Below are 26,697 nucleotides of genomic sequence, written 5' to 3'. Positions count from 1 at the left end.
CACAAAACAATAGCACTATCGCAACAGATTTAAAGCTTTTGAATAGCGTCAAAAATTCCCTCTTTGCAATCGCGTACATGCCGGTCAGGCCGCCCCCTTTTCTTTATTTGTCATGATGCTCAACCTGATCTGCGCCTTTCTTTTTTCTGTTCCCCGTGAACGCCATGACCAAGCCAACGATCATAATAACGACAAAAATATACTGATACGGCGTGCTTGAGCGTAACACGATGTAACCAATAAGGCCGATAAGTATAATTAGATGCGCCATGTTATCTCCTCCCTTTTATTTCTTTTTCTGCTTGCCTGCCAGCCAAATGCAATAATGATGAACACGTCGACGATTATATGAAAGTTATAAATGATAACTAACGCTAACAGGCATAATGCACTGTATAACGCAACTAGTTTCAACCTATGTACTTTCGAAATAGGAGGACTTACAATACGGAATCGGGTGCCGATCAAATAGCAGAAATTTAAGTAAAGAAGGCTTTTTGCCAATACAATGATTGAAATGTCCATAAGCATGTATCTGTAAATGAAGCCGATTGATCCGAATAAACAGACAAACAGCAGCCCGCAGCTCTGCACGATCCTTCTTTCCACAAATGTGGAAACCGGAAAAAAACGCAGCAGCGAGTGCTTTTCAAGTAGAAAATTCAATCGAATCTCACTGAAGAAGTAAATACTCATAATATAGGCCATTACCATGAAGTTTATCGAGCTGTTCGTGTCCTCTCGCAGCATATAGCTAAACGTAGAATATGCTACGGTCAATGAAGCGATAAGAGCATACTTCGATAAAATTTTAATATTTCGTATGTAAGCCAATAATTGATATCCCATAAGCGATCTCCATTGCAAAGGCATAACATAGATGCGGGAAATCTTAGATATTGCACGGCTTAACCGAATTACGGCAGCGGGGACAGCGTTTTTTTGGGCTACTAGCAATCTGGAAACAATGATGGGGCAAATGATGGCAGTCAACACAAATCCAGATATTATTATTATATCAAAATAATGGCTGAAAATCACCTGTATGTGATACTGAAGTTGATTTGCATTGCTAACGAGTAAGCTGATAACCAATAAAAGAACCGGGAATGCAAAATGATAAAGAAATTTTTCTTTATAAAATATGTAAACATACTCAATTGTCTGAGCTATAAAGAGCATGATGAACAGCCTTGTAAACAAAATCAGCACGTCTACCCACGCAACCTGGCACAAAAGAAAAACAAGAATGAAAACTGCATATAACAGCATTTGATCAAGATTTAAAACTTTGCATCCATAATTCATCCTAATAATAAGTGATTTTCTTAGAGGTGTCGTCTTTAGAAACGAAAACAAATGGCCCATGTCCCCTTTTTTCGGGTCTTCCATAAAAATTGCAATGACATGCAAAAAGAAAAGTATGGAAGGAATGGATTTCAAAACAAGCTCTGTATCTGTTACATACAATAAGGCTACGAACGCCAATCCCCCTGCAATTAGAGCGCTGATAATCGACAGCGCCCACGAAAACGAATACCCAAGTATTCTCGAATAAAGCTGCCGATATTCCTTCATTAACATAACGTCTCTGTCCTCACTCGCTATTTGGCTATCTGCATAATCTGATTGTTCTCTATCCGGTACACGACTGTAGATACTGCTTCGAGCAAGTCTTGCAAATGCGTCGTAAATAATACAGACCTATTATTCCTAGCACGTTCTTGAAATAGACTGATCACGGCTTCCACTGAAGATTGATCAAGTCCCTCAAATATCTCATCACATATCAATAATGCAGGATCATATAATAACGCGCCTAGAAGCAGGGCTTTCTTTTTCGTTCCAAAAGACAATTCCTTCATTAGCCGTTCAAGGTGGGATTCTATTCCTAGCCGTTTGGAAAGATCACGGGCATAATGCAGCGTTTCTTTTGCAGGCAACTGATAAACAGCTACTATGAATCGATAATATTCCATGGGAGTCAGCAAGTCGCATAGGTCATGACCGTCAGACGGGATATAGGCGGAGTGCAGCCTAATCTGTTCACGATTGTTCAAATGGTGACCGGCAATCGTAACTTCTCCGTCATCGAACGGTTCATAACCTAATATGCATTTTAAAAATATGGTCTTCCCCATCCCATTCTTGCCGACGAGAGCGCAAATTTCTCCCGAGTGGATTTGAAGGTTTACGTTTTCGAATAACGATTGCTTTTGAAATGCCTTGGATAAATTAGAAACTTCTAAAGTAGAATGTGGCATATTTGAATTCTTCCCCAATATAATGTAATATGTGGTGACGGCAGCAAATATAGGTTATCGACAAATCAGATATCAATAACAGGCAAAAGGAAGCAACCGGAAAGTTATTCCTTTTGCGTCATACCCGCTTAGCATGTAATGATGAACAAGTATAGATGACGCCTCTTCTATTCTTGAACCGGGATGATAGGTTCATATCGTAGCGTGCTAAGCGTTTTCTTTATTACAGCCCCAAAATGCGTGCAATAGCTTCCAACACGGACTGGCCGAAACCGGACAAGTAGTTCACCAAAGCATCGTATCCGTTCATAATCGCCTCAACGATCGCCGATCCTGCAATGTACTCAATTGCTTTCTTCACCCAACTGCTGAGACCATTCCATCTGCTGATCAAATACCGAGCAATTCTTGAAATCAAAGCACCCATTCAAATCCCTCCATTTTGGTAGTTTCAACCTATATTTGCTGCCTACCTCAAATATAAGGGTTACTATTCCGAAATTGGAATTAGGTGGAAAGCGAATTTTTTGCTTCGGTATCCCGCAACAGTCTTTTCGGTTTTACAAGTTTGACTGATGAATGTTTCTCCTCTTCATCATCTCGATGCATTCCCCTCTTGAACGGACGCCCAGCTTGTCATAGATTCGCCTCAAGTAGTTTTCGACGGTTCTAGTACTTACAAAAAGCTGTTTTGCAATTTGCATATTCGTAAATTTGCGGAGGACAAAAGACAAGATACGTTGTTCATGCACGGTCAGTGCTGTCATGCGGTCATTGGGAGAGTATAGTTGGGTTATGCTGGAGATGGGGACAATCGTTTCCCCGCGTATAACCGTACTGATCATTCTAGTGATCTGATTCTTTTTCGATTTCCTAGGAAGAATACCGCTTAAACCCAGCTCTGACATGTGATAGAATGAGATATGATCTGAAATTACAACGATTTTCGATACGGGTAGAGTTTTATTTATGATCGAAATGATATCCAATTGATTATCGAATTCTTCCATCGCCACTAGCGCCACATCTATATTGACATTTGGCAATTGGTCAAATACCGATTTGTCGGGATCCTCCAATAACATTGCCTCTGTAAGACTGACTCCTTCCACAATTTCTTTTAATGCAGATGCTTTTAAAGGGTGATCGCAAACAATTAACACTTTACAAACATCCACTATAATTGCAACCTCCTTATATCCTATGAAAATTATTTCATATAATACTATAATAGGAAATTATCCCCATATACATGGTAGTCCACTATCCTTCTTCTGTCAACAATATCTCGCTGTACAATTTGTATCATTTCTGATTTATCGTTTCCTGTCATGCATAATTAAAACGACTTCCTCATAAAGAAGTCGTTTTAATTATGTCCTCGTAATACTCATCATCAGAACGGTATGCTGTCTTACATTGCTCCAGTACGTTCCCACTGGTGAAGAAAGCCTTTATCCAGCCAGCTACCGCCGTCCACGGTAATCACGTCACCCGTAATGAAGGAAGAGTAGCGGGAGACCAAGAAAGCTGCGACAGAAGAAATTTCCTCTTTCGTCCCTAATCGCTTCAGTGCAACGTTATCAATTACCGCTTCCTTCATTTGCTCATTGGCCATCAGCTTCTCAATTCCGCCGGTTCCTTCAATCGGGCCTGGTGCGAGACAGTTGATGCGGATTCCGTATTTCCCCCATTCTGAAGCAAGCGTGCGCGACATGGCAATAACTCCAGCCTTCGCGGAAGCGGAATGCACGACTCCTGGACCTCCTGTCCAAGCATAACTGGCAACAATATTAAGAATCGCGCCTCCATTACCAGCCGCAATCATTTGTTTTCCAACAGCCTGACTGCAGTACCATGTTCCGTTAAGTACGATATTCTCCACTGCGTTCCAGCCATTCACGGTCAAATCCTCGGCCCTGCACACGAAATTGCCTGCCGCATTATTCACGAGAATGTCAATGCCGCCCCATGTCTGTACCGTTTCATGCACCATGGCTTGCACCGTTTCGGGATCACGTACATCGCACTCATATGCCTTTGCCTTTCCTCCATGCGATGTGATTTCTTCTACGACTGGACGCAATCGTTCCATGCTCCTACCACAAATCATGACTGAGGCTCCAAGACGAGCAAAGTAGAATGCCATATCCTTCCCCATCCCGGATGATCCTCCCGTAATTATAGCCACTTTACCCTGCAAAAGATCTTGCTCCATTTCTGCGTTCCCCCTTATTTGCTTCATCGCACACAGGTTTCTGCTTCCATTCTGAGCAGATCGGAAATGAGGCATCACACTAGAGAGTTCGCAATCTTATCCGATCGTCACCTTGTTGATATTATGCAAGCGAATACAATACATAATTTTACATTTACCATACCACACGTATTTATATCTGTAAACGCTCTCCCACTTATTTCATTTGAACATCGGTTACATGTACAGTTATATTGCCTCTATACATATTCCCAGCGGGGGATCGAACCGTATTGGCTGCTTGAGCACTTGAATGATTATATGCAGCAATGACGTAGGCATCTGCATTATCCATGTATACGGTGTTATTCATGAATTGATTGTTGATTCCCCATCCGGTTACAACCTCATGGAGCTGGAAAGCATCTACGATCACATTGTTGTTGCCCTGATAGCCCTCATTATTGCGTATGATGGCATCATTGCCCTTCACATCGATAAAGCTGTCCGCATAGTTCGCCCCACTGATTCCCTCGCCGTAAAATGTGCAATTTTCCACAATAGTTCCGATTGTTCTTTCCTTAATATCAACATGTTCAGCAGTGACATGAGGGCCGAATCCAACATTGCGTATGGTGTTGTAGTCGTCTCTTGATTGTAGCCAGCCCCTTCAGCAGAACCCACGTATACACCTTCCCCATATCCAGGAGACGTTCTTCCTGTGTGATGGATGCTTGAGTTCTGTATCGTGTTGTATGAGCTGCCATCTCGGAAATGCACACCCTCCATGCCTGTATTGTACACTTCTACATCGCTGATGAGCGAATAATTGGAATGATCCAGGATGATACCCTTCTGTGCATTCGTAAATTTGAGATTGCGTATCTCCCAATAATCGCCTCGTACCCGCAGGGCATATCCCGATGAGGTTGAAGTTCCAGATAGTACAGCAGGATTGCTAGAGTCAGCACTGCGAATTACAATAGGCTGGCCAGATGATCCATTAATGTCTGAGGAAAAACTACCCGTATATGTTCCCGGCGCAAGCACGATAGAGCTCCCTGGACTAACACTCTTCAATGCCTTGGATAAACAGGATGCCGTATTGCAAGTTATCTCCTTCACAACAATTCTGATGCTTGCTGATAATGGTTCCCCAGCACTACTGCTCCAAGCTAAAGCTTGGGTTGGTACTGAGCTAATTACTAGTAACAAAATCAGGCCGTACATCCATCCTCGTTGTGATCGCAACGTACACGGATCAGCTATTCGCATCCCCATTCCTCCTCATCGTATTGATACTTAAATATACTTTTCTGAAAGAGGGTTCATACGATACAATTTACAATTGCAGCAGTTATAGCTATCGTGGATGTTATTCAGCTGAAAATCGTGCCATTACGATCGTGTTATAATAATGACCGTCTGACAAGAGCTTATCCTTTTTTAAAATTCCTTCTACCTCAAAGCCAAGCTTTTTGTAAAGGCGAATCGCACTTTCATTCGTTTCCAGCACATTCAACGTAATTTTCTTAATCCCGTTGGCTTCTGCCCATGCAATCGACTGCTGCATTAGGTTTTTGCCAATGCCGTATCCCCAATATTCTTTCAATACACATACTCCAAATTCAACTTTATGTGAGAATCGTTTCAAATAAGTTCCCGCGCATCTCGAAAATCCGACGATACGATTCTGTATAACAGCAACGAGAAACAAATTTCTTGAGCTCTCGGAGTCCGATTTGATTATCTGTTCGAATCCGCTGACATCGATGAAGGCCTCTCCTTGTTCGCGATCCATATTTTCGGTCTCTCCGTCAATTTGCATTCTTACTATAGATAACGCTGTCGCGTCGCTGTTCACCGCAGATCGAATCGTATAACTAAGACCGTTAACGTTGAATTCTCTATCATCTATTATCATTTCATATAATCCTCCTTGAAACCAGGTTACCGGAAAGCTAGAACCAAGCATACTTTCTAAACAAAACAAACAAGGATGAGTCTTTAAGCTAGGGAAATGACCCTTTCTGGACTCATCCTTTTATAAAATCTATTTCCTATCGCTTCTTAAATGGAGTACGTGCGTATTCTCCGCCAAATGATTACCTCGTCATACTATTTTGACAGCTTCAAATGCAAGATCGGATAAGGGCGTCCGCTACTATCCGTTTGCGATTCGTCTACGATCGAGAATCCATTTTTCAGATAATACATTTTTGCACGCTCATTATCTGTATTGACATCAACTGAATTTACCCCAAACTCCTTGATAAGCAATTGAATGATTTGTGTTCCGTACCCTTTTCCGATCTCGTCGGGATCTAAAAACAACATCTCCAAATGGTTCTCATTGGTACCCGAAAAGCCGACGAAAGAGCCTTCAACAAACCAAAGACGCACATCAAGATGAGGAAAATACAAAGGGATTTCTTTACGAATTTCCAGCTTATCTTCAAGTTTCAAAAAATGATGGGTAGCGGTTACGGATCTATCCCACAAATTCAAAATGAGCTCATGATCATTTACTGTTGCTTTTCTGTTTTTCATATAACAATCCTCCTATTTTTTCATCACGCCCCCTTCCACGATCTATTAACGATCTTAATTACACAGCTCCAACCCATGTATGACATCATCATATTCTCCCTTTGCCGTTCTAATCGGTTATTACAAAAGAACCTGCCTGTTTTCAATCATTTTATGTATCAGTTCTGCCCCATCGCTTCCAGACTCTCTGGAAGAAGCTGACCGCCATCAACGATGATGGTTTGACCCGTAATATAACCTGCCTCCCTCGAAGCAAAAAAAAGTGCGGCGTAGGCGATATCTTCGACGCTTCCAAGCCGCTTGAGCGGAACGGACGCTGTCATCGTGTTCAGATAATGATCCCCAAGACCTTCCAAGCCTTCCGTCATGATGTTACCAGGCATGACAGCGTTGATTGTAATATTGTAACGCGCAAGCTCGAGCGCCGCACTGCGCATGAATCCAAGCTGAGCGGCTTTGCTCGCACCGTAGTGCGACCATCCGACATAACCGGTAGCCGGACCCGTAATGGAAGAGGTAACAATAATCCGGCCATACTCCGCTTTCTTCAAAAAAGGCAGGCAGGCTTGAAGGGAAAACAGCGTCCCGCGTGCATTCGTGTTCATCACCTGATCCCAATGCTCTCCTGTCATCTCCTCAATCGTTGCATTCGGAAAAATACCGGCATTGGCACAAAGCACGTCAATCCCCCCGAAAGTACTTGCCGTTTCGCTCGCAACGCTCTTCATCGATTCCAAATCTGCGACATTGCCTTCGAAGGCATGAGCAACGCCTCCGTTCTCTCGAATTTCAGTTGCGGTTTCCTCCGCTTTCGTCAGGCTGCGTGCGACAACTGCGACTTTCGCACCCTTTGCGGCGAATGTTCTCGCAATTCCTTTACCGATTCCTTTGCTTGCTCCAGTCACAACGACCGTCTTATCCTTCAGTGGCGTCAGCATGTAAAAGCGCTCCTATCCCCTGTAATATGTGCTACAATATCCCAGTACTTAGATTCCTTATTATCGTACTACATATCCAATTGTGGAGACAACTTGAGTTATAAACGCTTGAACGCTCATAAAATTCTCTGAAGTTTAAGCCCTGCTTCTTATGCAGTAATTTGCAGAGGGATGCTATCCCGATGAACATGTACACTCATGACCAAGCCAATCGTAAGCATGTTCGTAAGCAAGGAGCTTCCTCCGTAACTAATGAACGGCAATGATAGCCCGGTTAGAGGGACAAGTCCGATGTGCATGCCTATATTCACGAACACCTGGAAGACGATCATGCCTACTAATCCAATTACGAGATATCCTCCAGCCAGGTTCATGCTCATATTTGCAATGAGGACAATTCGATAGATAAGCATGAAGTACAGCAGAAGCAAGATGGAAGACCCGATAAACCCGTACTTTTCCCCAATAACAACATAGATGGAATCCGAATACGCATACGGAATGAAGCCCCGATCCATGTAAAATCCTTCACTTCCGCTTAGTCCGCCTGTCCCTATGGCGCTCATTGCATTTTTCACATGCCATGACTTATCAGGGTCGCTGGTTGGATCAAGAAAGGTCTGAATCCTCGACATCTGATGCGGCTTTACAAGTTTGGCCAGCAAATCATGATCCACGAAATAGAGCCAGCAGATCGTTCCAACCGCAATTGCGATCACGGAGAGGCAAATGATCATGTAAGTCGCCTTCACATTTCCCATCCACAACATACTTATCATCACGGCGATAAATACGAGAGCGGTGCCTAAGTCCGGCTGCTTCATGATGATTACTGTGGGCAAGAGAAATACTGCGGCAAGTGGCAGGATGTCCTGTACGAAGCGAAGCTGATCCCCTCCCCGCTTCTGCAGCAAATGAGCCGCCAGCAATACTGTAGCAATCTTCATCATCTCTGACGGTTGCAGTTGGAAGCTTCCAATACTAACCCAGCGAACTGCTCCATTAATATTCTCCCCCTTGAACATGACGAGCAAGAGCAGCACAATACCTAATCCATACCATACATAGGATAGCTTCCCAACTAATATATTGTAGTCAATTGTTGCTAGAATCAGCATCGGGACACAGAATACGCCGAACAAGATGAGATTGTTAATATGAATGCCATGCAGCTTCGTATTTATCGTTGCCTCATACACGGCTAACGTACCAATAGCTACGAGACATCCGACGATAACGAGAGTCAGCTTGTCAACCTTACTAAGTTTACGCAAAAATATGATCATAGGTCTATTCCTTATGAATTCCTTTCCGACCGCTGCCTTGCAGCTGCTGTCTTCGATAATTATCACGAGAAATGCTAAGAATAATGCCCGTACTTGCCATACATAGAATTAAGGAGGAGCCTCCATAACTGACAAAGGGAAGCGGAACTCCAGTAATGGGAAGTAAACCGGTCACTGCTCCTAAGTTAAGCATGAACTGAATAAAGATCATACTGACGATTCCGGTACCTAGCATAATCGCAAATGGATCATCACTATTCAGCGCAGACATGAAGCCTCTTACAACTAGGACAAAGAAAACGAATACAACCAGACATGAGCCAAGAAAGCCGAATTCTTCTCCAATGACCGCAAATATAAAATCCGTATGCGCTTCAGGTAGATAGAACAGCTTCTGAATTCCATGACCGAATCCGGTTCCTGTTATACCACCATGTGCCAATGCATAGATGGATTGAATCAGTTGATAGCCTGAACCCTGTTGGTCATCATACGGATTTATAAATGAAGCAATCCGTTGCAAGCGATAGCTCTGACTGAATGCCAAGAAGAAGAGGACAGGGAGAGCAGCAAGAAATAAAACGGCTAGTTGACGCAAATGCACACCGCCAACAATCATGACGGTAAGACAGATGAAGAGCAGCATAAGCACTGCCCCGAAATCAGGCTGCTTCATAATGAGCAAGGAAATGAAGCTGACGACAATGAGAATAGGCAGCAGGCCTTTCTTGAAGCTTCGAATGCGTTCTCCCTTGTTACTGATAAGTGATGATATGTACATAATGAGGGCAAGCTTCGTAAATTCCACGGGTTGAAACTGAAATCCGCCCACAACAATCCATCTTCTCGCCCCATTCATACTGCTTCCGGCTGCCATTACGACAATCAGCATCACTACCGATAGCAGCAGGAGATAGGGTGCCGTCTTCTTCCAGAATCGTATTGGAATATTCATCATCACAAACATACCAAGGAGTCCAATGCAAGCGAACTTGACCTGTCTCGACGTGTAATACCATGGATCCTCATGCTTCAAGCTGCTTAATGCGGAACTAGCACTAAAGATCATAGCCATTCCAAAACAGGCGAGCAGCACGACCGAAAGGAGTAAGAGGAAATCAGGTCGTCCTCTTGTGATTGTAGGTTCCATCTCATATGCCTCCGTTCTTGCACGGGAGAGAATGCAAACTAATGCTTAGATTTAGGCTCCATCAAATGTTCAGCTGTTATGGTAGGATCAAGCCAGTTCGCAATGAGCTTACGCGCATACGCAAGATCCTCCTCGTCCAGCTTGTAATACCATATATCATGCATCATCATACCTTCCCCATCTAATGCATAGGTACTAAATTGTGGAATGCTGTCCTTCATGAAAATGGACTTGGCTAAGTCAATCAGATCAGTAGGGGCAATATCTGTTGAGAAGTGATCGCCAGCGATATCGAGTATTTCTGGAATATGGCTAAATTTATCAAGCTGTACCGCCCGTTCTGCAACCGCCTGCAAAAAGATCCGATTGCGCATCATGCGATTCATATCGGAATCCTCGCGGTAGCGTACAAAGTTGAGAGCCTCAAGTCCGTTATAGATTGGCTTGTTCGCTTCAATTCTGAATTTGTCATGATTCCAGTTTTTATTTACGATATCCTCTGTTATCGGTAACTTAATTCCACCTAACGCATCCACGACGTTCTTGAATCCGGTGAAATTGATCGCTGCATAATGGGTAACGGGATGCTTAAGCAACTGCTCAACACTGTCGATGCTCATCTTCGCCCCGCCAAATGCATAAGCGTGGGCGATTTTGTCTTGCTTGTTCTTTCCTACAATCTCGGTGTAGCTATCGCGTGGAACGGATATTAACAGGATCCGATTCTCCTTGCGCCTCACGATGGAGTAGATGATGGAATCGGATCGTCCTACCTCCTTATCCCGCTGATCGATGCCGAGAAGCAGAACCGAAAATGGCTCGTCATGCACTAATGGATCTTTGATCGTTATCGGCTTATATGTCTCCTCCAGCTTCTTCTCCACCTGATTCGAGAGGAACATGTCAAAAGTCAGGAGGGCAAGTTCCTTGCGCAGTACATATCCCACTGTCATAACGAGCACGAATGACAGCGAGATTACGATCCACTTTTTCTTGATTTTCATAGCTTCTCCTTTCTCTTTCATTCCCTACTTCTCTTGTGACTTCCCAGAATGATCCTCTTCATGGATATCAATTAGCCCGCTGTATGTTTTTTTGTCCCATAGTTTTACATCTTTATCTCTCCAGGTGTACACATCCAGTCCATTTTCGCCGCCACCCATTGTCCAACCCAAAATGATTTCCGGCAAGCCGTCCTTGTTGACGTCGGCCATACCTGCATAATCCAGTCCGTATCCATAGCCCTTCGTATTCCAGACAATGTTCCACTGCTTATTCTCATATCTGAGTAAGGCTGCTTTACGCAATTTCTCATTACGCACATTCTCTTCGTATACGATGATTGCTTCATCGTGGCCATCCCCATCAAAGTCGCCGTACGAAATTCCTGTATTCCCTCCCCCATGCTTCGGGATTAATAATCGGGAACCGTCTGGTAATGCTCGGCGAACAGCAGCTTCATGGATATGACTGGCGGGTATCGGTGACTGAATGAGGTCGATTGGCGCTGCCGGAACACCACAGCCAACTGTCCAGATAAGAACACCCCAAATCAATACTTGCCGCACAATCTGTTTTTTCATTTGCTCACGCCCACTTTCCTTGCCTGTCCGTATTCCATGTACTAGTGTATATTTTCAATTCTATGAAAGGGTTATGAAATCGTTAAATTTCTCTGCCAATCTCATGATGAATAGGAAGATAGATTCGAACTTCGGTACCAATGCCCTGCTCACTCTCCATCTCAATTCTGCCTTGATGTAGACGAATAATCTCTTCACTAATAGACAATCCCAGACCACTACCCGTCGGACTATTCTTCCCTTTGTAAAATTTCTTCATGACCATGCCCAGTTCATGCTCTTGAATACCGGAGCCTGTGTCTCTGACACAAATCATGACTTCATGTTCGAAGGCACGCGCATTCAAATCAATCTCTCCCTGTTCGTTCGTAAATTTAAACGCGTTATCTAATAGGTTAATGAGTACTTGTCTCAGACGGTTCTCGTCAGCAGAGATTATAGGGAACATAGGATCTGAATGAATATGAAGCTTGATTCCTAAGCGGGCAGCTCTCGGTGAGAGCAATATACCGATCTGTTGAACTAGACGTGGTACATCAACAAGGCTGAATGCTAATTCCAGCCTGCCGCCATCCAGCTTAGAGAAATCCAATAATTCATCTACCAATTGGGATAGGCGATCGGTCTCGGATTCAATAATATCCAGTCCTTCCGTTACCAACTCATCTTCACGTGTTCCACCTGCTTTCAACGTGACAGCCCATCCCTTAATATTCGTTAACGGAGTTCGAATCTCGTGCGAGACAGAGGAGATAAATTCATTCTTAAGCTGCTCATTGCGGCTAATTCGGGAAGCCATTGCATTCATCGTGTCTGCCAGTGTGCCTAATTCATCCCGGTACATCTTTTTGGCGCGGATTGAGAAATTGCCATCTGCCATGACTTCCGCTGCTTTTTTTAATTCGCGGATGGGCCCCGTAATGGTTCGAGATAGAAAAATACTAAGCATAGCTACAATGACAACAACAAGTACTCCTGCCAATATGAACAAGATGGAAATATAGCGGACAGCATCGATTGTACCGGTCAGTGAGCTGATAAAGCGGACAATTCCAACAGTCTTGCCTTCGGATTGGAGCGGATAGGATACCGAAACAATATGCTCATTGGTGTCATCGTCAAAACCGCGCCAAGTGCCTACCTCACCTTCAGCAGCTTGCTGTACATCGGTGTAATGAATGATCTCCTTGCCTGCATGCGTACTATATGAATCTTGAATGATGTGTCCAGCAGCATCCATGATCTGCACCTGTGCAGAAGTATGTTGGGAGAAAGCTCGTACGAGCTTCTCTGACTGTTCCGTTACTTCTTCCTCAGCAAAATATTGCTGAAAAAAGGCGGCTGAGATCTGCGCCTGATTAATGAGCGCTCGTTCTACATTGTAGTGATAATAATAGTTCACTGACGTAATCAAGATGACTTCTAAGATGCATACCGTTGTTAATATAACAGCTAAATAGCTGCCTACTAATCTCTGCTGGATACCTATCATTATTCGCCTCTCTTCCAGCGGTAGCCCATCCCCCATACCGTCTCAATTCGTCTCGGATTCGAACTGTCGTCCTCAATTTTCTCTCGCAGTTTGCGAACGTGGACATCGACTGTCTTCGGGTCACCGACAAAATCCTCTCCCCAAGCTAAATTCAATAATTCATCGCGCGATAATGCCTTGTCGGGATGTTCAAGAAATGCCTTAATCATGCCATACTCCTTCGGAGTCATCTCGATCTTCATCCCATGCTTACATACTTTATTCGCATCCTTGTCTAGGGTAATTGGCCCTGACTCAATTATTCTACTGGATACATGTGAGGACTGATTTGAGCGCCGCAATACTGTGTTGATTCTTGCGACAAGTTCCAGCGGGTTGAACGGCTTCACGATATAATCATCTGCACCGAGCTCTAACCCTTTAATTTTGTCGAAATCCTGCCCCTTCGCTGTCAGGAAGATGATGACCACTTCGGAATCCACATCTCTGATTTGCCGGCATATCTCGAAGCCTTCCATATCAGGCAGCATTATATCGAGAATGACAGCATCCGGTCGATTCGTTGTAAATCGCATTAATGCCTCACTGCCTATCGCAGCTTCTGCCACTTGAAAGCCGTTCCGCTCCAGATTAATCGAAATAAAACGCCGTATATGATGGTCATCCTCCACCACGAGCACGTGATTGCGGACGGCTCCCTTTACTTCCATTGTGCTTTCCGATTTGTTCATCTCAACTTATCCTCCTTAGGTAACGATATACGGACGTAATTGTTGATTGCTCTTACGCGATAGTATGGTGCTAAACACAGCAAAAAGCCCTCCCTACCAAATGGGAGAGCTAGTATTGAGAATAGTTGCTGCAGCTGAGCACAATTCAAATAAGCTTCATTCCCCCTGGTACAGTTTTGGCACTATACAACGTAAAGAAGCTTGTCGCTTCTTAGCCACATTATGAAAAGCCTTAATCCGGCAATCCCTGTTCTACCCATTGGCATCTCTCGATGTTTCCGGGCAGTGGCCTGTATTCGTATAGGAGCCTCACCTAACGAGGACATATTCATCTTCCTGCATCTTACCTTCAATGTCCGAAACTGTCAATGAAGCGATCGGACAAGCTTCCATATTGGATGGGTCTCGATTTTATAATAGCCAAAGAATGAGGCTGCACTTGACTCGAAGGGAGTTTCGATCACATTTAAAAAATTTTCTTTTCATCATCCTCATAGTTAAAGCGTATACATTTTTCTGTGTTCTGACGATGGGCTCCTTTTTCATCCGGTATAGACTCATCATGAGTTTTTAACCAATTTTTTGGACTGGAAATATCCAATGCCAGGAAAGAAGGTGTAACTTCACTAATCTACAACAACACGAATTAGCATTAGTTGTAAAATTATGCTCATTTGAAGGAGGAATATGATTTTGACAGCAACGTGTACGTGGAACGCAGGAATGCGCAAATGGTTGGTTACAGGTGGAATCATGCTCGCGATGTTCGTTGTCACGCTCTTGTTCTCGGGGACTGTATTGGCGCACGGTTACATTGACTCTCCCAGCAGCCGAGCTGATCTGTGCGCGAAGAAGGTGAACAAGAACTGTGGATTTATCATTTATGAACCGCAAAGCTTGGAAGCATATAAGGGGTTTCCAGCAGCAGGGCCGGCTGATGGCAAAATCGCCAGTGCTAACGGTGCATTTCCAGAGCTTGATCAACAATCGGCAACGCGCTGGAGCAAGGTGAACATTACCCCAGGAACGACTACGTTCCATTGGACGATTGAAGCGAACCACGCAACAACTAGCTGGAAATATTATATTACGAAGCAGGATTGGAATCCGAATGCGCCGCTTAGCCGCGCCTCCTTCGACTTGACTCCGTTCTGCAACGTGGATTATAAAGGCAAGCAGCCTCCGCATTCTTATTCCGACACGTGCAATGTTCCAAGCCGGACGGGATACCAAGTAATCCTTGCCGTGTGGGAAATTGCTGACACCGCAAACGCGTTCTATAACGTCATTGATGTGGACTTCGGCGGCGGTTCCCCTGTCGATCCGACCCCGCCTACGCCGCCATCGAATCTTGCCGCATCGAACGTTACGGCGTATACCGCCAATTTATCTTGGAATGCTTCTACCGACAACGTAGGCGTAACGGGGTATAACATTTATAAAGATTCCACACTCGTAGGATCGACAAATGGAACCACTTTAACATACGCGCTAACGGGACTAACGCCGAATACAACCTATACGTATACGGTGCGAGCCATCGATGCCGCGGGCAATGAATCCGCTAACAGCAACGCCGTATCCTTCAAGACGTCAGCACCACAGCCGGATACAGAGCCGCCAACTGCCCCATCTCAATTGACCGCTTCAAATATTACTGCTACGAGCGTGAAGCTGTCTTGGACAGCATCAACGGACAATGTAGCCGTGGCTGGATACCGCGTTTATAACGGATCGACCTTGGTAGCTACCACAAATGGGGTGACGTATACAGTGACTGGGCTTACGGCGAATACCGCTTACACATTCACGGTCATTGCTTATGATGCCGCCGGAAATGTGTCGCCGAGCAGCAATACAGTAAGCGTTACAACAGCGCCTGCCCCAACGGCCACACCGTGGGCAGCCAATACCTCCTATGCGGTTGGCGCGCTCGTAACTTATAACGGTAAAACCTATGCGGCGCTTGTTGCTCATACGTCTCTTGTGGGATGGGAGCCTCCAAATGTTCCCGCTCTCTGGCTGTTGAAATCGTAATTCGCTGTCTGCCTTTGGGTAGAGAGGAGCCCTTGACTCGTCAGGGGCTCCTTATCGTATGACAGATTCCATGCTTCTGGATTTATGAAGTATATATCCTCTGCCTCTAAGATGCTGCAGAATGGTCGGATGACTTGGGTCTGCTTCGATTTTTTCGCGAACTTTCTTGATGTAAATGTAGAGAACACCCTCGGAGGTATCCAACTGATCCGCAAGCTCTTGCGCTGATATTGGTTGTCCATCTTGATGTACTAAATGATAGAGCAGCTTGAATTCCAGCGTCGATAAGACCTGTTCTTCTCCCTGCCTCTGTATGGAGTGGTTCGCGATGTGAAATAGAGTGTGATTATCACCCAGCACAACTGCTCCATCAATCTCTTTCGCATGACTCCCCTTGATCGGCTCCTCCACGGTATCTACACCCAGCATTCCAGATATGGATTGCTCCCACATCATAATCTTCTTCAATGTATCCTTCTCATCTGGATTCACGATCATGATAGGCACCTTAGTCTCTGTCATCATGCGGGTGAAGCATGTGTCATCCTCGATCTGATTCGAATCTAATAAGAATATGCTGCGGGAGGCTGCCTGGGCAATTGCTTCTCGGAATCGGTGGCAGTCCTTAATATGAGTCAGTTTCATTCTGTCGTCGAATAGATGTCTGACATATGTAAAGAAAAATTGGTTGTTCGTATACACGGATAGCTCCATATCGCTTCCCTCTCTTATTCCCTTGTTCGCATAGAAGCGCCAAGTTCTATTGTATATAGGGAGAGAAGCAATGTAAATTGCGAATCCAATATACAAATACAAGCCCTCCAACATGATTGGCAGGGCTTGTTCCTGTACTCGTTATTATCCGTTATCCTTCGAGAACGACTTTGACTTGATTCCATGTTGATGCAGGAAGCTGGATGCCGCTTGCCGCTGCATTGTCATGAATCTGCTCTACCCGCTTCCCGCCAGGAATAACTGCATCCACGCCTGGCTGCTGCAGCAGCCAAGCAAGTGCGAGATTCGGCAGCGTAAGTTGCTGTTCACTTGCGATATCCTTTAATTTCTCAACGCGGGCAAGATGCTGCGCGAACACATCAGGCTGGAACAGTTCTAAGTCCTTCCGCCAATCCCCATCATCCAGTGTCATATCAGGTTTGTATTTCCCACCCAATATTCCGAACGCAAGAGGCCCATAAGGAATAAACGAAATATCGTGGTTAAGACAGTACGGAAGTAGTTCCTGTTCTACTGAACGATCGAGCATATGGTATGGGCTTTGTAGTACATTGATTGCATTCGTTGCATTCGCTTCCTTCACTTGATTAAAAGTCGCATTGGAAATACCAATTGCACGAATCTTCCCCTCCTCCTTCAGACGAGTAAGTTCGCCGATTGATTCACTTAGCGGAATGAGCTCATCGATAAAGTGAATATAATATATATCGATATAATCCGTCTGAAGCCGTTTCATGCTTGCTTCTACAGCACGTCTTAGATAGTGGGGATGATTATTGAAACGAATGCTGCCGTCTTCGAGCTTCTCGATTCCCCCCTTGGTTGCTAGTACAAGATTGTTCCGGCAATCTTGTACAACTTCCCCAATTAATTGTTCCGAACGCCCGAACCCATAGGCATCTGCTGTATCCAGTAACGTAATTCCCTGCTCAATGGCTTCTCGAACCGTTTGTTTCCCGATATCTTCATTTACATTGGTGTAATTGTTATGCCCGCCTACTGCATTTGTTCCGAATCCAATCTCCGATATTTGGATGGAAGTTTTCTTTAATGTCGTGTATTTCATACGAATCTCTCCTTTTCTGAACTACCTCTATTTCACGAATACTGTTAAACCGCTCTAGTTACTTCGTTGACGACTTTATCTTGTCTCCACCCATACAGGGCAACCATAATGGCAATGATCGTAAGCGCTGTAGCCGCAAGAGGCACTGCTGTGAGCCCGAACCCACTATGTATAACCCAAGCACCTAGCGATGATCCGAGTGCAATCCCCAGATTAAAAGCGCTAATGTTCAATGATGATGCCAGATTAGGTGCTCCCTTCGCCTTCTCAATAATGCGCATCTGCAAGGCGGGCACATGACCGAATGAGGCCAGACCCCATAACAGAATTGTCAATACTGCTGCCCACTTCACATGAATCGTGTAATAGAGCAACCCCATGGCAAGAGCAGATAGGGTCAGTCCTCCGATTGCAGTTGGCATAATGCGTCGATTCGCAAGCTTGCCCGCGAAGGTATTTCCTATCGTCAATCCGACTCCGTACAGAAGCAGAATTGGAGTAATCTGATCGGCAGAAAACCCAGTGATCTCCATTAACAGCGGTGCGACATAGGTAAAGGCTGCAAATATTCCAACAAAGCTCAATATCGTCATTACGAGCGTGAGTTGAACTTGTGTGCTCTTCAATACTTGCAGCTCTTGTCGCAACTGGCTCTTCGCTTGAACAGTTATACGGGGAACCCATAGAGCTACAGCAAGTGTGCCTAGCAATCCAAGCACACCAACTGACCAGAATGACGCGCGCCAGCCCAATTGCTGGCCAACAAATGTTCCTAAGGGAACGCCAACAATGTTCGCGACAGAAACCCCGGTAAAGATCATGGCAACAGCACTTGCTTGCTTATGCGCGGGAACGATCTTAGAGGCAACTACCGCACCTGCCCCAAAGAAGGTTCCATGAGCAAATGCTGCCACAAATCGTGCTACCAGCAGAAATGCATAAGTAGGTGCTACAGCACAGAGCACGTTCCCTATCACAAAGAGCAGCATCAGTCCGAGCAGTAGCCGTTTGCGCTCGATCCTCCCTGTAATCGCGGTTAAGAGTGGTGCTCCAATGGCCACACCAATGGCATAGCCAGTTACGAGTAATCCGGCAGCGCTAATGGATACATGCAAATCTCTTGATACCTCTGGCAGTATACCCATCGTAATAAATTCAGTAGTGCCGATCGCAAACGTGCACAGCATAAGCGCCAGCAGGGACATTGTTGAGTTCCTATCCTGATGAATGTGAATAATGAATCCCTCCATTTTAGATCGGGTTGTTTCTAACCGTTGAGCAGTTAGTTGAGCAGTTAGTTGAGCAGTTCGCTCGGGCACCTATAACGTTATCAATTTCAGCAGCATCTGTCTTGATTCAGACGTTAAGCTTCGCCTTAATTTTTGTTAAGATAAAGGATAGATATAGTAGTGGATATCAGAGTGATATAGATATCATTCATCGTTTACAATCAGAATGATAATGGAGGGTTGCTTGTTGGAAGCCAAAGAAATTATGCGAAATATCGAGGCGTTCAGAAATTCCAAGGCGCTATGGAAAGAATTCGAATATGAGGATTCTGACGCAAACTATTGGAAACGATATGCGGCAGCGATTGCGCTTCAGTATGATTGGAGAGAGGAAGATTATGATTTCATTCGATATTTGATGGAGAATGAAGTGGAGAGTCGGACTCATGACGCCTTCCAAGGATACGGGGATTCCTTGCTGCTTCTCTCTTATTTGCTGGCCAAATTCCGCAAGCTTGAAAATGTATGGATATTTGAGAAAGCCAAATCCGCAAACTTCGATACATATTGCGGTTATTTTGACGAATTTATCTTCTCAGTTGGAGTGGAACAAACGTGTACATACATAGAGGAAGTTGGACTTACGGAATCGAACAGCTACCTTTACGAACGCAAGGATAAATTGAGAACCCTCTATACAGAGCAAGATATCGAATCATTTATGCAAAGAATGGCCCAATGGTTCCCAGACAGCATCGATAAAGAATCTACAGATAGTTTGTTGTCTCGGGCAATCGATTTTAAGGATGATGAAGAGGCAGCACGACTGTTTGCCATTCTTGAACAGGACGCTGAAGCTAGCACCACAACCTTATATTATCGAGCCAAAGAAATCGAAAATTATGAGAAGGCCATCTATTATAAACAAAAGGAACTAGATTCTATTAATGACCCAAGAGATAAGGCTTCTGCACTCCTTGATATTACTGAACTGCACGTGATGAATAACGATTATGCTGAGGCTTATGAGACCGCGCAGCTATGGGAACAACTCTTATCCCAATTTGATAGTTGGCAGGAAACCGGACTGGGGAGATCAATGTGTGAGGCCTGGTTTGATATCTGTCTTGGCTTGAGCAAAGAACAGGAAATGACGACTGCACTCCTCTGCTATGAAAATGGGAAGTGGATGATCAGCCGCACGAACGCTTGTTACTTAAACCTATTAAAAAAGGTATACGCATGCAGTGAAGTGCTCCAAAAAAAGAAAGACAGGCGTTTCTATAAAATGAAAATAATAAAGGAGAAAAAGAAGATAAACCGAATAACAAGAAGATAATACACCTACTTATTCTATCCCATCTAATCGAAATGAGGTAATTTACGAATGGAGATTTCGTATTGGAAAGGCAAGCGTATTCGGTTTCGCGCACCTGTTGCAGATGATATCATCATATTTGACAGTTTGGATGACAGTATACTGCTAAATATGGACTCGATTGCAGTTCCACGGACACAAGCGCAAATAGAGGAATGGATCGAGCAAATCTCGCAGGGAGCTTCGGAAAATAGCCATGATTTCTACTGGATCGCCGAGGATGCCAATAAGGGAGACGTCGTCGGTACCATTGAGATTGATGGCACTGACCCCAAAAACGGGACCTTCGATTACGCAATATCTGTATTCCCTGCTTATCGGGGCAAGGGCTACGCCAGTGATATGATCCTAACCGTTTTGAAGCATTATTTCTTCGAGCTGAGATATCAAAAAGCAACCGTTTGCATTTATTCCTTCAACGAAGCTTCTATGAACCTGCATCGCAAGCTTGGTTTCATCCAGGAAGGCAGACTGCGTAGCATGATTTACACCAATGGGAATTACCACGACGAGGTGTATTTCGGTATGACCAAAGAGGAATTTGAGGCATTATACATGAGATAAGGTATTGACAAATACATAACTCAGACGTTCTTAACAACGAGCTGTCGGGCGGTAGTGATCTACTTGCTTAACAGCTCTTTTGTTTTTTCAGTTTCACACATCTAGAAATTCTCCGTTCACAGTTGATATGCCATACATACGTTTTCTCCCCTATTCTCCATCGATACTCACTTAACACGATAATCATAACGATCATCCCCCCTCTTTTTCGTTCTAACCAGACAGTTTTAACCAGGGATTTAAAAAACGGGCTTCAAAAAAGATTGACTCCTGATGAGATCCAATATAAACTGAAGCAGTAATTTAGTAAATTAGTAATTTAGTAAATACAAAATTGAAAAGAGGGAGAAAATGAAAACACCTGCTACGTTAAAACACAAGCCTGTTGTCGTGTCGAATAATTATGAGCGAGTTGATGGCCCATTCGCCAGGAACACAGATGTGAAAGGTCTTTCCCTGGGATTGGCTCAGCGGAATGACAAAGGCAAGGTCGAACTTTCTGCCAAGGTATGGAGACATACGGGAGAGAAATGGTCGCAGAATTCGGAGGAACTTCCCCTCCATCGTGTGCTTGATTTGTCCATTTTGATTTGCCGCTCTGTGGCTCATTTTCACGAAGCATACCGGTATGAGCATTTATTTGACCCGCAGCAACCCGTCATCGATCGGATTGGTCTGCAAGGAGATGCCATGACCGTGGCAATTGATACGGAAAATGAGCGGATCAATGACGACATTAAGCTGTTCAGTCAAACGCTGAGCGACAACGATGAGATGATCAGCGAACGCCTTCGCAATTTATCCAAAATACTAAAGGATATGGGGTATTGACGATGTTATCCAATCGATATGTTCGAACCGTTATCCTCTCCCGAGTGCTGCTGCAACTCGGAATTTGGATCCGGAATTATGCCGTTCTGTTGTATGTTACCGAATTAACGAACAATAATCCGATTTATGTATCGCTGATTTCAGTCGCGGAATTTGCTCCGATTTTCCTATTCGGACTCATTGGCGGAACCTTTGCCGACCGATGGAAGCCGAAGCGAACGATGGTATGGAGTGATCTGCTGTCTGCCTTGTCCGTTGTAGCTGTGTTGATTGCCGTTTTGAATAACGGATGGATTGCCCTCCTGATCGGATCATTTATTTCGGCCAGTCTGTCCCAGTTTTCTCAGCCTTCAGCCATGAAACTATTCAAGCGGCATGTGCCAGGTGAACAACTGCAAGGCGTGATGGCGATGTTTCAAACGCTTGTTGCCATCTTCACGGTATTGGGACCTATCATCGGCACGTTTCTATTTATTCAATTTGGAATTAACGTATCTCTAATTTTGACGGGTGTTTTCTTCCTGGGAGCTTCGCTCATATTGTCCACACTCCCACGCGATGTGGAAGAATCGAAAACGACTGATGCTGGCAGCTTCTTCAAGGAGCTGACGGCCGGGCTGCGTTATATTGGGGCGAATCAATCGTTACGCACACTTTGCATGACCTTCGCAGCTGTCGGATTAGCATCGGGTCTGACTCAACCGCTTCAAATCTTCCTTGTCATCGAGAAATTGGGATTAAACAAACAAGATTTACAGTGGTTTGTAATGGCCAACGGGGCAGCCATGTTCGTAGGTGGAATTGCCATTATGGGAATCGCCAAAAAGATTAAGCCGCAGTTGCTGCTCACGATCGGCTTGCTTGTCGCCGCCGTCTGTACGATGGGTATTGGTGCGTCTAGTCTGATTTGGCTGACTGTTGTTCTCTTAGTAATTAGCGGCTTGTTTTACCCATGTATTCATGGCGGCATCCAGACGCTTATTGTTCGTAATACGGAAAGTTCGTTTATGGGTCGAGTATCCGGTGTGATCACTCCAGTTTTTATGGGCATGATGGTCATGGGCATGTTTTTATCCGGTTATTTGAAGGAAATGTTTTCACTTCTCACTGTATATCTGTTGAGCGGTGTTTTGATTATTGTGGGAACCCTTTTGCTCTCCCCACTCCTGATTGAAAAAAAACAACCGATAAACGAAGATCTGCATCATGATAGATAGGAGAATCATGAAATGAATGTACATGAAACTTATGTCTTGTCCCCTGCAAGACAACTGACGGATGAAGAGAACAGGCTGGTTTGGAAGAAGCCTTCCTCTCATCAGATCAGCGAAGAAGAACAGCGTATTTGTAAAGAAGTAAAGCGCAATTGGGATCGCGGGGAAATGAAAATTGCTAATATTCTGTTAGAAGGCGATGCCGGTTCCGGTAAAACACAACTAGCCAAAGCATTGTCTGCGAATTTCGGATTGCCGTATACGAAAGTAACCTGCTTTGCGGATATGGATAAATCCGATATTATCGGCGCGATATTGCCCGTCATTCCTTCTGAGCAATTAGAGAAGCTGGAGCCTGCGGAGCAACGCATATGGCAAGCAATCTATGACAGCGATAGTTTGCATCACATTACTGAAGTGCTAATGGATGCGCTACAGATTACACAGGAACAGGCCGCCTTACAAATGAAGCAGATGCTAAAGCGTGCAGCGGAATACACCGACGGCGAAGCTGTTGAGTACCGATTTTACCCATCTGAAATCGTTAGAGCGTATCAAAAAGGATATCTTCTGGAAATTCAAGAACCAAACGTGATTCGTGATGCTGCAGTACTAATGGCGTTAAATTCTGCTCTGGAGTTGGACGGAAGCATAAACCTCCCTACCGAGATCATACACAGGCACCCAGACTTTATCGCAGTCATTACAACAAATCGCAGCTATGCGGGGGCCAGACCGTTAAACGAAGCTCTGCGTGACAGAGTTCAACACTCGGAAAAGATGGATCTGCCCGGCAAAGAGGTCATGATGGAACGCGCGATTTCCAAAACAGGGTATCAGGATGAAAAGGTGCTGAGCGTGTTAGCAGATGTTATTATCATTTTGGATCGAACAGCTCGGGCAAATGCCATCAAAGGCGTGGCTGGAATGCGTTCCTTTTTCTACTGGACAGATGCAGTTGCTGGAGGAGCCTCCGTCAAAGAGTCCCTATATCATAAGGTCATCTATAAAATAACAACCGATGACGAAGAAATTAAGATTCTGGAAGAGGCACTTGAGAAGAATGGTGTGCTTGCTAGCTTAGAGGACGTTGCGAATCAGGTAAAAAAAAACAAAAAATCGGTGATACAATAGAAATTAAGACATGGGGAGATATCGATTCGGATCTTGATTATGATGCTGACAGCCTTACCGAGGAAAAAGGCATAGCACTTAGAAAATCTGCAGACAGTGAGGATCGTTCATCACTAACATCTGCGGATTCTCTCGGCGATATGAAAAGTACAGATACGGGTGAAGACGGCTCCCCCCAATATCATCAGGCCAATCCAGCGCCAATGACTGAGGATGAAAAACAAAAAGAGCGCGATTTTCGCAAAAAACTGAATCGTGCCGCAAGGGAAATGGTGTCGAATACGATTCATGAAAAGGTGAAGCTTATCGTTCACCGACCAGACTATACGCTAGAAGATCAGCACGATTACGATCGTCTCAGCAAAGGACTCATGTCAATCGTGAGGGAAATTGCCAGAAAGACACTTCCGTTGCTGGAACATGAGGTGTCTTCCGAATATACAAGGAATCGTTACTATGGAAGCAAGTTTCAGGCGGATAGTGTGGCTTACAGGGATTATCGGTATTTTGCCAAAAAACGCCCTCCATCTGAGTCCCCTTCCCTAGTGGTTGGCCTCAGGATTGACGAATCCGCATCGATGTCTGCATTTGGCAGATTGGAGGCAGCAAAGCAAGCGGTTATTGCAGTCTATGAATTTTGTCAGATTTGCCAGATTCCCATACTCATCTACGGCGACACGGCTGATGTTTCCAGGATGGAGCAAATGTCGATCTTTGCTTACACCGACTTTGAGAAGCCAGATCCAAGCGACCGATTCAGACTCATGAACATTCAGGCCAGAAGTAATAATCGTGATGGAATGGCGCTGCGGATGTTGGCGGAACGGTTAGCCGTGTCACCACAACAAACCAAGCTGCTCATTAGCATTAGTGATGGACAGCCCAAAGCAATGGACGATTACACAGGAGATTATGCAGTGAATGACATGCAGCAAACGATAGAGGAATATGAGCGAAAAGGTGTTCGATTCCTTGCAGCTGCAATCGGTCAAGACAAGGATATCATTCATGCCATCTACGGGAATGACCGTTTTTTGGATATTACAAATTTGTATGAGCTGCCTGCAAAGTTAGTTCGAATTATCGCTAGGTATATATAATTCACATCACTCTTTATCCTTGAAAAGGAGAACAAACAACATGGATATGAACAAGCGCAAGGAGCTTATTGAAGCTTACAAGCAGATCAAGACTTACATGGGGGTTATCCAGATCAAGAACAACACAAACGGTAAAATCTTTATTGACAGCTACCCCAATTTGAAAAATAAATGGTTCACGCTGCAAATGCAGCTGGACATGGGCAGATTTGCAAATGCTCAGCTCCAGAAGGATTGGAAGGAATTCGGTTCTAGTGCCTTCACCTATGAGATTCTTGAGCAGAAGGAAACCGATAAGGTGACCGACATCCGCTGGGAAGTGAAGCAAATCATAAAGCCCTGGCTTGAAAAGTTGCAGCCCTATGGAGACAAAGGATATAACAAGCCACCTAAGGAATAAGTTGTTGGTGTTCATTGCAAGAATTTGGCGGGGAGGCTTCCCCGCCCTTTCTTATATGTCCCAGATTACCCGGCAGATTGACTATCGTTGAAATCCAAGATAAGATGAAACAGTCATTTAGTAAATTAGTAAATGAAAAGAGGGTCAGAACATGAAAATACCTACTACGTTAAAACATAAACCTGTTGTCGTGTCAGAAAATTATGAGCAGATTGATGGCCGACTCGCTCCCAATACAGATGCCAAAGGCCTCTCGTTAGGTTTGGCCCAATGGAATGATAGAGGAAAGATTGATATTTCTGCTAAGGTGTGGAGATACACAGGAGAAAAATGGTCCAGACAGTCAGAAGAGCTCCCTCTTCATCGTGTACTTGATTTGTCCATTCTGATTTGCCGTTCATTGGAGCATTTTCGTGAAGCTTACCGATATGAGCATCTTTATGATCCCGAGCAGCCTATCATCGACCGAGTTGGCCTGCAAGGAGATGCCATGACTGTGGCGGTATGTACGGACAATGAACGAATTAATGAGGATATTAAGCTGTTCAGCCAAGCATTAAGCAATGATGATGAGATGATAGGCGAGCGTCTGCGTACGTTATCTAAAATTTTGAAAGATATGGGATATTAAGTGCTGATTACAGGCAGAGTCTACGTCAGATCTTTAATTATTGGGGTGCCTATACGGCACCCTCAGATTGTTGAGAAACCCTGTCTTTTTATAAAGCACAGGGTTTCTTTTGTTTTGCAGTCTAGGGATGTAAGAGAACCCATGGTGGTTATCCTCGTCTTTCTAGGCGATCCAGGTGGATCGCCAT

Annotated in this window: 29 protein-coding genes and 1 riboswitch; of the genes, 9 read left to right on the top strand and 20 right to left on the bottom strand. The window is 44.5% G+C overall.

Annotated features, from left to right (window positions below):
* Window positions 1-103 precede the first annotated feature (103 nt).
* From M3661_RS27855 to M3661_RS27775, 17 genes are all read right to left on the bottom strand, one after another.
* A complete protein-coding gene (locus M3661_RS27855) occupies window positions 104-271 on the bottom strand; it encodes a hypothetical protein (RefSeq protein WP_251490260.1) in 168 nt (55 codons plus the stop codon).
* Window positions 259-1,584, bottom strand: coding sequence for a hypothetical protein (locus M3661_RS27850; protein WP_251490257.1), 1,326 nt, complete (start codon window positions 1,582-1,584; stop codon window positions 259-261). Before M3661_RS27850 ends, M3661_RS27855 begins: the two co-directional genes overlap by 13 nt.
* A 20-nt stretch (window positions 1,585-1,604) precedes the next feature.
* Entirely contained in the window at window positions 1,605-2,264 is a 660-nt protein-coding gene (locus tag M3661_RS27845; protein ID WP_251490254.1) for an ATP-binding cassette domain-containing protein, read from the bottom strand.
* 223 nt (window positions 2,265-2,487) lie between these two features.
* Window positions 2,488-2,691 carry a hypothetical protein gene (locus M3661_RS27840; RefSeq protein WP_065290921.1) on the bottom strand — a complete coding sequence of 68 codons (204 nt, stop codon included), beginning with the start codon at window positions 2,689-2,691 and terminating at the stop codon, window positions 2,488-2,490.
* A gap of 133 nt (window positions 2,692-2,824) precedes the next feature.
* Window positions 2,825-3,442, bottom strand: a complete 618-nt coding sequence (locus tag M3661_RS30580) for a response regulator transcription factor (protein WP_065290922.1) — start codon at window positions 3,440-3,442, stop codon at window positions 2,825-2,827.
* A 236-nt stretch (window positions 3,443-3,678) separates the two neighbouring features.
* Window positions 3,679-4,482, bottom strand: a complete 804-nt coding sequence (gene fadH, locus M3661_RS27830) for a 2,4-dienoyl-CoA reductase (protein WP_021252412.1) — start codon at window positions 4,480-4,482, stop codon at window positions 3,679-3,681.
* Window positions 4,483-4,678: 196 nt separating this feature from the next.
* The gene (locus M3661_RS27825; protein WP_251490250.1) at window positions 4,679-4,954 is read right to left on the bottom strand and encodes a hypothetical protein; all 276 of its coding nucleotides are present in this window, start codon (window positions 4,952-4,954) and stop codon (window positions 4,679-4,681) included.
* Window positions 4,951-5,736: a right-handed parallel beta-helix repeat-containing protein gene (locus M3661_RS27820; protein ID WP_251490246.1), complete on the bottom strand. Its 786-nt coding sequence runs from the start codon at window positions 5,734-5,736 to the stop codon at window positions 4,951-4,953. The genes M3661_RS27825 and M3661_RS27820 overlap by 4 nt, the downstream gene beginning before the upstream one ends.
* Before the next feature lie 100 nt (window positions 5,737-5,836).
* Window positions 5,837-6,385: a GNAT family N-acetyltransferase gene (locus M3661_RS27815; RefSeq protein WP_251490243.1), complete on the bottom strand. Its 549-nt coding sequence runs from the start codon at window positions 6,383-6,385 to the stop codon at window positions 5,837-5,839.
* 194 nt (window positions 6,386-6,579) lie between these two features.
* Entirely contained in the window at window positions 6,580-7,011 is a 432-nt protein-coding gene (locus M3661_RS27810; protein ID WP_065290924.1) for a GNAT family N-acetyltransferase, read from the bottom strand.
* Between the two features lie 158 nt (window positions 7,012-7,169).
* The gene (gene fabG / locus M3661_RS27805; protein ID WP_251490240.1) at window positions 7,170-7,949 is read right to left on the bottom strand and encodes a 3-oxoacyl-ACP reductase FabG; all 780 of its coding nucleotides are present in this window, start codon (window positions 7,947-7,949) and stop codon (window positions 7,170-7,172) included.
* 149 nt (window positions 7,950-8,098) lie between these two features.
* Window positions 8,099-9,235, bottom strand: a complete 1,137-nt coding sequence (locus M3661_RS27800; protein WP_065290926.1) for an FtsW/RodA/SpoVE family cell cycle protein — start codon at window positions 9,233-9,235, stop codon at window positions 8,099-8,101.
* A gap of 4 nt (window positions 9,236-9,239) precedes the next feature.
* Window positions 9,240-10,385 (bottom strand): putative lipid II flippase FtsW, encoded by a 1,146-nt coding sequence (gene ftsW / locus M3661_RS27795; RefSeq protein ID WP_065290927.1) that lies wholly within the window; start codon window positions 10,383-10,385, stop codon window positions 9,240-9,242.
* 38 nt (window positions 10,386-10,423) lie between these two features.
* Window positions 10,424-11,389 (bottom strand): LCP family protein, encoded by a 966-nt coding sequence (locus M3661_RS27790; RefSeq protein WP_251490237.1) that lies wholly within the window; start codon window positions 11,387-11,389, stop codon window positions 10,424-10,426.
* A gap of 24 nt (window positions 11,390-11,413) precedes the next feature.
* Complete coding sequence (locus tag M3661_RS27785) at window positions 11,414-11,968, bottom strand: FG-GAP repeat domain-containing protein (protein WP_065290928.1); 555 nt, start codon at window positions 11,966-11,968, stop codon at window positions 11,414-11,416.
* Window positions 11,969-12,050: 82 nt separating this feature from the next.
* Complete coding sequence (locus M3661_RS27780) at window positions 12,051-13,460, bottom strand: sensor histidine kinase (RefSeq protein ID WP_251490235.1); 1,410 nt, start codon at window positions 13,458-13,460, stop codon at window positions 12,051-12,053.
* Window positions 13,460-14,191 carry a response regulator transcription factor gene (locus M3661_RS27775; RefSeq protein ID WP_251490233.1) on the bottom strand — a complete coding sequence of 244 codons (732 nt, stop codon included), beginning with the start codon at window positions 14,189-14,191 and terminating at the stop codon, window positions 13,460-13,462. The genes M3661_RS27780 and M3661_RS27775 overlap by 1 nt, the downstream gene beginning before the upstream one ends.
* A 155-nt stretch (window positions 14,192-14,346) precedes the next feature.
* Window positions 14,347-14,519: riboswitch (M-box (ykoK) riboswitch) on the bottom strand.
* Window positions 14,520-14,878: 359 nt separating this feature from the next.
* Here M3661_RS27775 and M3661_RS27770 point away from each other — a divergent pair.
* On the top strand, window positions 14,879-16,228 hold the full coding sequence (locus M3661_RS27770; protein WP_397376565.1) for a lytic polysaccharide monooxygenase: 1,350 nt from the start codon (window positions 14,879-14,881) through the stop codon (window positions 16,226-16,228).
* A gap of 51 nt (window positions 16,229-16,279) precedes the next feature.
* Here M3661_RS27770 and M3661_RS27765 read toward each other — a convergent pair whose 3' ends face one another.
* The 3 genes from M3661_RS27765 to M3661_RS27755 are packed head-to-tail and all read right to left on the bottom strand — an operon-like array spanning window position 16,280 to window position 19,234.
* Window positions 16,280-17,038, bottom strand: a complete 759-nt coding sequence (locus tag M3661_RS27765; protein ID WP_251490230.1) for a DNA-binding response regulator — start codon at window positions 17,036-17,038, stop codon at window positions 16,280-16,282.
* A 55-nt stretch (window positions 17,039-17,093) separates the two neighbouring features.
* Entirely contained in the window at window positions 17,094-18,029 is a 936-nt protein-coding gene (locus M3661_RS27760) for an aldo/keto reductase (RefSeq protein ID WP_251490221.1), read from the bottom strand.
* 44 nt (window positions 18,030-18,073) lie between these two features.
* The gene (locus tag M3661_RS27755; protein ID WP_251490218.1) at window positions 18,074-19,234 is read right to left on the bottom strand and encodes an MFS transporter; all 1,161 of its coding nucleotides are present in this window, start codon (window positions 19,232-19,234) and stop codon (window positions 18,074-18,076) included.
* A gap of 271 nt (window positions 19,235-19,505) precedes the next feature.
* Between M3661_RS27755 and M3661_RS27750 the strand changes: the two genes are divergently transcribed.
* The 8 genes from M3661_RS27750 to M3661_RS27715 all read left to right on the top strand — a co-directional run bounded on the left by M3661_RS27750 (window position 19,506) and on the right by M3661_RS27715 (window position 26,510).
* On the top strand, window positions 19,506-20,597 hold the full coding sequence (locus M3661_RS27750; protein WP_251490199.1) for a hypothetical protein: 1,092 nt from the start codon (window positions 19,506-19,508) through the stop codon (window positions 20,595-20,597).
* A 48-nt stretch (window positions 20,598-20,645) separates the two neighbouring features.
* On the top strand, window positions 20,646-21,200 hold the full coding sequence (locus tag M3661_RS27745; protein ID WP_251490189.1) for a GNAT family N-acetyltransferase: 555 nt from the start codon (window positions 20,646-20,648) through the stop codon (window positions 21,198-21,200).
* 351 nt (window positions 21,201-21,551) lie between these two features.
* Window positions 21,552-22,031: a DUF6530 family protein gene (locus M3661_RS27740; RefSeq protein ID WP_251490185.1), complete on the top strand. Its 480-nt coding sequence runs from the start codon at window positions 21,552-21,554 to the stop codon at window positions 22,029-22,031.
* 2 nt (window positions 22,032-22,033) lie between these two features.
* Window positions 22,034-23,248, top strand: coding sequence for an MFS transporter (locus tag M3661_RS27735; protein ID WP_065290937.1), 1,215 nt, complete (start codon window positions 22,034-22,036; stop codon window positions 23,246-23,248).
* 12 nt (window positions 23,249-23,260) lie between these two features.
* The gene (locus M3661_RS27730; RefSeq protein WP_251490182.1) at window positions 23,261-24,379 is read left to right on the top strand and encodes an AAA family ATPase; all 1,119 of its coding nucleotides are present in this window, start codon (window positions 23,261-23,263) and stop codon (window positions 24,377-24,379) included.
* A gap of 140 nt (window positions 24,380-24,519) precedes the next feature.
* Window positions 24,520-25,479 carry a vWA domain-containing protein gene (locus tag M3661_RS27725; RefSeq protein ID WP_251490180.1) on the top strand — a complete coding sequence of 320 codons (960 nt, stop codon included), beginning with the start codon at window positions 24,520-24,522 and terminating at the stop codon, window positions 25,477-25,479.
* Window positions 25,480-25,519: 40 nt separating this feature from the next.
* The gene (locus M3661_RS27720) at window positions 25,520-25,879 is read left to right on the top strand and encodes a GIY-YIG nuclease family protein (RefSeq protein WP_251490178.1); all 360 of its coding nucleotides are present in this window, start codon (window positions 25,520-25,522) and stop codon (window positions 25,877-25,879) included.
* A gap of 151 nt (window positions 25,880-26,030) precedes the next feature.
* Entirely contained in the window at window positions 26,031-26,510 is a 480-nt protein-coding gene (locus tag M3661_RS27715; RefSeq protein ID WP_005549197.1) for a DUF6530 family protein, read from the top strand.
* Window positions 26,511-26,697: the final 187 nt, after the last annotated feature.

It is taken from the genome of Paenibacillus sp. MER 180, assembly GCF_023713665.1.
Lineage (GTDB): Bacteria > Bacillota > Bacilli > Paenibacillales > Paenibacillaceae > Paenibacillus_B > Paenibacillus_B suaedae.
This window is presented reverse-complemented; position numbering and strand designations above follow the sequence as displayed.

What these genes read in the sequence shown, in the direction of transcription:
- M3661_RS27730 (WP_251490182.1), top strand. Translation starts at nt 23,261, where the DNA reads ATGAATGTACATGAAACTTATGTCTTGTCCCCTGCAAGACAACTGACG.
- ftsW (WP_065290927.1), bottom strand. Translation starts at nt 10,385, where the DNA reads ATGGAACCTACAATCACAAGAGGACGACCTGATTTCCTCTTACTCCTT.
- M3661_RS27850 (WP_251490257.1), bottom strand. Translation starts at nt 1,584, where the DNA reads ATGTTAATGAAGGAATATCGGCAGCTTTATTCGAGAATACTTGGGTAT.
- M3661_RS27855 (WP_251490260.1), bottom strand. Translation starts at nt 271, where the DNA reads ATGGCGCATCTAATTATACTTATCGGCCTTATTGGTTACATCGTGTTA.
- M3661_RS27725 (WP_251490180.1), top strand. Translation starts at nt 24,520, where the DNA reads ATGAAAAGTACAGATACGGGTGAAGACGGCTCCCCCCAATATCATCAG.
- M3661_RS27800 (WP_065290926.1), bottom strand. Translation starts at nt 9,235, where the DNA reads ATGATCATATTTTTGCGTAAACTTAGTAAGGTTGACAAGCTGACTCTC.
- M3661_RS27785 (WP_065290928.1), bottom strand. Translation starts at nt 11,968, where the DNA reads ATGAAAAAACAGATTGTGCGGCAAGTATTGATTTGGGGTGTTCTTATC.
- M3661_RS27820 (WP_251490246.1), bottom strand. Translation starts at nt 5,736, where the DNA reads ATGCGAATAGCTGATCCGTGTACGTTGCGATCACAACGAGGATGGATG.
- M3661_RS27715 (WP_005549197.1), top strand. Translation starts at nt 26,031, where the DNA reads ATGAAAATACCTACTACGTTAAAACATAAACCTGTTGTCGTGTCAGAA.
- M3661_RS27740 (WP_251490185.1), top strand. Translation starts at nt 21,552, where the DNA reads ATGAAAACACCTGCTACGTTAAAACACAAGCCTGTTGTCGTGTCGAAT.
- fadH (WP_021252412.1), bottom strand. Translation starts at nt 4,482, where the DNA reads ATGGAGCAAGATCTTTTGCAGGGTAAAGTGGCTATAATTACGGGAGGA.
- M3661_RS27720 (WP_251490178.1), top strand. Translation starts at nt 25,520, where the DNA reads ATGGATATGAACAAGCGCAAGGAGCTTATTGAAGCTTACAAGCAGATC.
- M3661_RS27815 (WP_251490243.1), bottom strand. Translation starts at nt 6,385, where the DNA reads ATGATAATAGATGATAGAGAATTCAACGTTAACGGTCTTAGTTATACG.
- M3661_RS27760 (WP_251490221.1), bottom strand. Translation starts at nt 18,029, where the DNA reads ATGAAATACACGACATTAAAGAAAACTTCCATCCAAATATCGGAGATT.
- M3661_RS27755 (WP_251490218.1), bottom strand. Translation starts at nt 19,234, where the DNA reads ATGTCCCTGCTGGCGCTTATGCTGTGCACGTTTGCGATCGGCACTACT.
- M3661_RS27735 (WP_065290937.1), top strand. Translation starts at nt 22,034, where the DNA reads ATGTTATCCAATCGATATGTTCGAACCGTTATCCTCTCCCGAGTGCTG.
- M3661_RS27845 (WP_251490254.1), bottom strand. Translation starts at nt 2,264, where the DNA reads ATGCCACATTCTACTTTAGAAGTTTCTAATTTATCCAAGGCATTTCAA.
- M3661_RS27745 (WP_251490189.1), top strand. Translation starts at nt 20,646, where the DNA reads ATGGAGATTTCGTATTGGAAAGGCAAGCGTATTCGGTTTCGCGCACCT.
- M3661_RS27770 (WP_397376565.1), top strand. Translation starts at nt 14,879, where the DNA reads ATGATTTTGACAGCAACGTGTACGTGGAACGCAGGAATGCGCAAATGG.
- fabG (WP_251490240.1), bottom strand. Translation starts at nt 7,949, where the DNA reads ATGCTGACGCCACTGAAGGATAAGACGGTCGTTGTGACTGGAGCAAGC.
- M3661_RS27775 (WP_251490233.1), bottom strand. Translation starts at nt 14,191, where the DNA reads ATGAACAAATCGGAAAGCACAATGGAAGTAAAGGGAGCCGTCCGCAAT.
- M3661_RS27780 (WP_251490235.1), bottom strand. Translation starts at nt 13,460, where the DNA reads ATGATAGGTATCCAGCAGAGATTAGTAGGCAGCTATTTAGCTGTTATA.
- M3661_RS27840 (WP_065290921.1), bottom strand. Translation starts at nt 2,691, where the DNA reads ATGGGTGCTTTGATTTCAAGAATTGCTCGGTATTTGATCAGCAGATGG.
- M3661_RS27810 (WP_065290924.1), bottom strand. Translation starts at nt 7,011, where the DNA reads ATGAAAAACAGAAAAGCAACAGTAAATGATCATGAGCTCATTTTGAAT.
- M3661_RS27790 (WP_251490237.1), bottom strand. Translation starts at nt 11,389, where the DNA reads ATGAAAATCAAGAAAAAGTGGATCGTAATCTCGCTGTCATTCGTGCTC.